The following is a 4,631-nucleotide window of genomic DNA, read 5'->3' as shown; positions in this document are numbered from 1 at the left end:
GTTTGAGGCCCTGGAACACTTATTGTGTTCCAGGGCCTCACCTGTTTAACCCGCAAAACAGGTTGCTGGGATGGCTTGCTGGTTAGTGGGGGTTGGGCTGGTGCCCGGCCCCCTTTTCCTGTTTAAGGACCCTGCTTGCAGCCAGCTAACGCGGACTGCAATACGAGTGGTAGCTCTGGCGCGGAATTGCGTATCCAGCATTGGTTGACCGTCATTCTAATCCGAGGCTCCTTTTGGCTGGGGCGCATCTTGGCTGAATCGGCTCTCAATCAGCGTGGAGCGAGTGCTCCTCCGCAGGTATCGGCATCCGCTACTGTTCTCTCCAGAAATCGACAGTATCGTGCCGGTTGTATATGCGGTTTGCTGTGAGTCGTCGAGAAACTATCGTTTCGGTAATTTCTTGCCGAATTTGCTCTAGTGGTGAATGACTGGGAACAGAATGTAGCCAATCGGCGATATTCTGCCGGAAGGAGGCTACTCATGGATCCAGTCACGGAGCTTGAAGCCGAATTGCAGCGCGCAAGAAAGCAGAACGGTCTGACGCAAGAGCAGTTGGCCGAGCTGGCCGGCATCTCTGAACGGACATTGCGCTCTATAGAGCGAGGCGCGGGGAACCGTTCCATTGAAGCGGTGCTTTCCGTTGCTAACGTCCTCGGCCTACGAATCGTTGTCGCCAAATGATGCCACAACTCCAAGATCTCAAGCTAGTCACCCAGGCCGATGTCTATTGCAACGACAGTCTGGCCGGCAGCATAACCAGACAAGCTGACGGCGGCGTTGCCTTCCGCTACGACAAGCACTATCTTGCAGAGGGCTGCGCGCCCATCGCTACTTCTTTGGCGACGACCAGGGATCCTTACGTTGGGCCTGGGGGTGCGCTGCCTGCGTTCTTCTCAGGGCTATTGCCAGAAGGCCATCGACTCTATGTTCTCAAAGATGCAACTAAAACCAGTCTCTCTGACGAACTGACGCTGTTGATGGCTGTTGGCAGTGACACTCCCGGCAACATTCGCGTTGTCCCTGCGGGGGGGGGGGGGGGGGTGCCCCTATGTTCTGTGTCAAGCTATTTTCAGCTCCGGAACATCATAAAGTGAGCCATCCCGGATCATCGCAAACAGGACCGTCAGTCGACGGTGCGCCAACGCGATGAGTGCTTGGTTATGGCGTTTACCTCGAGCTCGTTTCCGGTCGTAATATTCCCGGCTGGCTGGATCGAAACGGATGGACGCGAACGCCGAAAGGAAGAGCGCACGTTTCAATCGTTTATTGCCTGAATGGCTGACTCGCTCGGACTTGATCGAAGTCCCTGACTGGCGCGTGGTCGGTGCCAAACCAGCGTAGGAAGACAACGCTGCGGCGCTGGTGAAGGTCTTGCCGGAGATCTCGGCGATGATGATCGCGGCGGTCCTGACAGCGACCCCTGGCATGGATGTCAGGACCGGGTAAAGAGGGTGGGCCTCCACCATGGTTTCCAAGTGCGTGGCCACATCTACGCGTTGGGCATGCAACGAGACCAGCTGCCGGGCGAGGTGAGGGATCACCAAGCCTGCGGCGTCGGTGCCGACCACGATGACGCTCTGCTCCTCCAAAGCGTCAATGATGCTTGAAGCCCACGCGGTGTGCCGGCGAGCTCCGTATTTCTTCAGCTTCGCATCGATCCGGGCTTTGCCGGCATGCCTCAGCGCGGCTGGGGTGGGCCAGGCTGCGAGGACTTCAAGTACCGCGTCGTGTTCCAGCCATGGGCCGAGGATTCGTTCTAGTGGTGGGTGGATTTGGGTCAACAGTCCGCGGATCCTGTTGCTGGTTTGGGTGATCTGCCTGGCTAGATCCAGATCAAATCCGGTGAGCATGCCCAAGGTGGCTTCATTCTCATCAGAGACCTGGATGCTGCGCAGGGTGTGCGGCATGGTGCGGGCCGCGTCCGCGATGATGAACGCGTCTTTTTCGTCGGTTTTCGCCGTGCCGGGATACATATCTGCGATCCGCCGCATCGAAAGTCCGGGCAGGTAGGCCACCGGAATACCGAGGTTCTGGGCGACCGCAACAGCGAGGGCTCCGATGGTAGCTGGCTGGTCCACGACGACCAGGACGGTGCCTTTGGCACTGAGATTCTGGTAGACCGAGACGAGTTTGGCTTCGTCGTTAGGCAGGGTCTTGTTCCAGATTTTGGTGCCGTCCTTAGTGACGGCGCAGGCCCAGTGGTCGGTTTTCCCTACGTCGAGTCCGAGGAAAATATCGATGTCCGTGGTGATCATGGCTAGTGCTCCTTTGAACTAGTTTCTGTTCAAGGTCGACCAACCGTCGGTAGCGAAGTCCTACATCCACGTTATGACAGGCGTCCATTTTCTGGCGCCGCGCCCCTAATCAGCAATCACCACGCTGCCATCCCAATCTCGGTGGCAACACCCCCCGGATCATTGGTTAGACAGGGGCAAGACACCATGCCGAGACTGGTCGGCCGACAGTCCCTATGATCCTCTTTCTAGGGACTATCAAAAAGATAACGGGGTGGAGCAGGCTCCTGTATTGGCTGAGTTCAGCAATGCGACCGATCTCGACTTCACGCTCCTGGCGAGTACTTTAGATCGCCACTCGATACCTGGCGTGCAAGACATGATCAGCGCCATCATGCTGAGGACTCCAGTGGAATTCAAGAACAACGCGTATCTGCTCAAACTTGATCCTCGAGACTACCCGCATTTGGTGGTGAACGAGGCGCAGCATCTAGCAGCGGCACGAGCGCTCAAACTTCCGGTCGCAAGGAACCGGATAGGCAGGGACTCTAAGGGCAGACCGGGCCTGCTGGTCGAGAGGTTTGATCGTAAGGCAACCGAGGAAGCGAATAGTCCAATACGCTTGGCCCTGGAAGATGCCATGCAGGTGCTGAACCTTCCGCCGGCGAGCAAGTATGCCGTGAGCACAGAGCAAGTTATTCAGGCGTTAGCTCTACAGTGCCAAGCTCCAATACTGGCCAAACGCAATCTATACATGCAGTTCGTTTTTGCCTGGCTAACCGGCAATGGGGATCTGCACGGAAAAACGCCTCGATTCTGGCAAACGAACAGGGCCGGTTCAGCATTGCACCCATCTACGACATCCCCTGCACCTTGATCTACGGGGACGACACCATGGCGTTGACCGTTGCGGGCAAAGCGAAGAATCTGAAGAAGAGACACTGGGCAGAACTTGCAGAAGAACTCGGGCTCACCGAACGTGCTGCGCAATCGGCTAATCAACTCGCCTTGAAAGCGGCGATGACCGTAGACCTTGAGGTACTCCCCTTTGACGGATCGCCTATTCGCGGGACTCAACGAGAGCTGAGGTTTAGGCGCCTGGAGCTGGAGAAGTAAGAAGGCTGGATACCGCTAGTTACTCGCCGAATGCCGTGAACGCAGGCAGCTGAGCCTCTTGGCTCTTCTTCGCCTGACCCTTGAGCCCTGTGGTCCACGATGGATAGACGCGGAAACCGCGTTTACCTGGAGCTGATGCTGATGCAAAGACGCCCAGGTGCTCGAGATGCTGCTGAGTGAAGCGAAAGACTCCGAAGTGATCGGCTTCCGCGATGAAGACCATGACGCCTTGGAAACCTTCTTCAGATTCATAGGGTGCGGTTGTCCCGGTAGTGTCACGACGCCATATGGCAACGAACCCGCCTGATTTGGTGGGCGTGATTCTCGCGGTCCTGATTCGCCATAGTTGACCATCAATCTCAGAAATCCCGGCTTGATAATCGCTCTGCTGTTCTTCGGACATCACTTCGCTGTGTTTCTGTCCGGTGAGCCGGCAGTAGCGCTCTAACGCCGTGTACTTCAATTCATCGCTCCGTTGTCGGTTGGCCAGCATTGGAACCGGCCGCGGTCTAGGTGAGTACGTACCACGTGCCCTGCGAAAACAAAGAGCACTGCACCTACAGCCTAGTCTGACTGTGAGGTCAAGGTGGAGCCGAATGGTTGCAACCGGCCGGGTTGCCATATAGCAATGTCGCGCTGACCCAAAGGCCATTGATGACCGTACACTCCCGGCGAGACCAGCGCGTGGGATTCCAACACATTGCAGGGCGGCCTGGTTCTTCATCTCGCTCAGTCGAATGTCAACTACTGCGAACTTAGCGAAGTGCAGAGTCGCTTTTCATACGCTTTGTATATGGCTGCCCAATTTTTGTGCAGTCCAATGTCTTCGATCGGTACAGGTGTCCGATGCCCTAAGTAGCGAGCGACTACTTATCCCTCAGATCGTAATTACCGTAGGCAGCGGGGCCGATTTTTCAGGTAGAAATAACGGCGTGGGAATTATGTGGTGACGCTCACCTTCAATAACTACCCCTCCGATTTGCAGACCCCCCAAAACCTGTGTATAGTTTTTCCTTGTCGCCGAGAACAAAACGGAAGAAATAACCGGATGTGAAACGGCAGCAAAACCCCAGAAAATCAAGGTTTTTCCACAGTCCTGTGGACAACATTTGAAAAGAATGGGAACTAAGAATACCGATTCAAATCACAAACAATGGATTTGACTTTCAGGAATTCGAAGTTATAGAATATGAATATAACGCTGGACGAAATTACCGCCTGGAATGGTGGGTAAAGAACCGGTAAGTGTTTGTTGTTTGACGGTAAGTGTTTGTTGTTTGA

At 55.4% G+C, this 4,631-nt stretch carries 4 protein-coding genes and 1 pseudogene; 3 read left to right on the top strand and 2 right to left on the bottom strand.

Going from position 1 to position 4,631, the window contains the following annotated elements; genetic code table 11:
- Positions 1–480: 480 nt before the first annotated feature.
- Positions 481–681 (top strand): helix-turn-helix transcriptional regulator, encoded by a 201-nt coding sequence (locus tag AB4Y71_RS17905; RefSeq protein WP_441722741.1) that lies wholly within the window; start codon positions 481–483, stop codon positions 679–681.
- A complete protein-coding gene (locus AB4Y71_RS17900) occupies positions 678–1,094 on the top strand; it encodes a HipA N-terminal domain-containing protein (protein WP_441722739.1) in 417 nt (138 codons plus the stop codon). Before AB4Y71_RS17905 ends, AB4Y71_RS17900 begins: the two co-directional genes overlap by 4 nt.
- Here AB4Y71_RS17900 and AB4Y71_RS17895 read toward each other — a convergent pair.
- The gene (locus tag AB4Y71_RS17895; RefSeq protein WP_441722737.1) at positions 1,059–2,255 is read right to left on the bottom strand and encodes an IS110 family transposase; all 1,197 of its coding nucleotides are present in this window, start codon (positions 2,253–2,255) and stop codon (positions 1,059–1,061) included. The genes AB4Y71_RS17900 and AB4Y71_RS17895 overlap by 36 nt on opposite strands.
- Positions 2,256–2,613: 358 nt before the next feature.
- Between AB4Y71_RS17895 and AB4Y71_RS17890 the strand changes: the two are divergent.
- Positions 2,614–3,350 (top strand): annotated as a pseudogene (locus AB4Y71_RS17890) (type II toxin-antitoxin system HipA family toxin).
- A gap of 19 nt (positions 3,351–3,369) precedes the next feature.
- Here the strand turns inward: AB4Y71_RS17890 and AB4Y71_RS17885 are convergent.
- Entirely contained in the window at positions 3,370–3,813 is a 444-nt protein-coding gene (locus AB4Y71_RS17885; protein WP_134778943.1) for a MepB family protein, read from the bottom strand.
- Positions 3,814–4,631: the final 818 nt, after the last annotated feature.

This window comes from Glutamicibacter sp. MCAF14, assembly GCF_052114325.1.
Lineage (GTDB): Bacteria > Actinomycetota > Actinomycetes > Actinomycetales > Micrococcaceae > Glutamicibacter > Glutamicibacter arilaitensis.
Note: the sequence above shows the minus strand (reverse complement) of the source record. Positions and strands in the feature narration are given on the sequence as shown.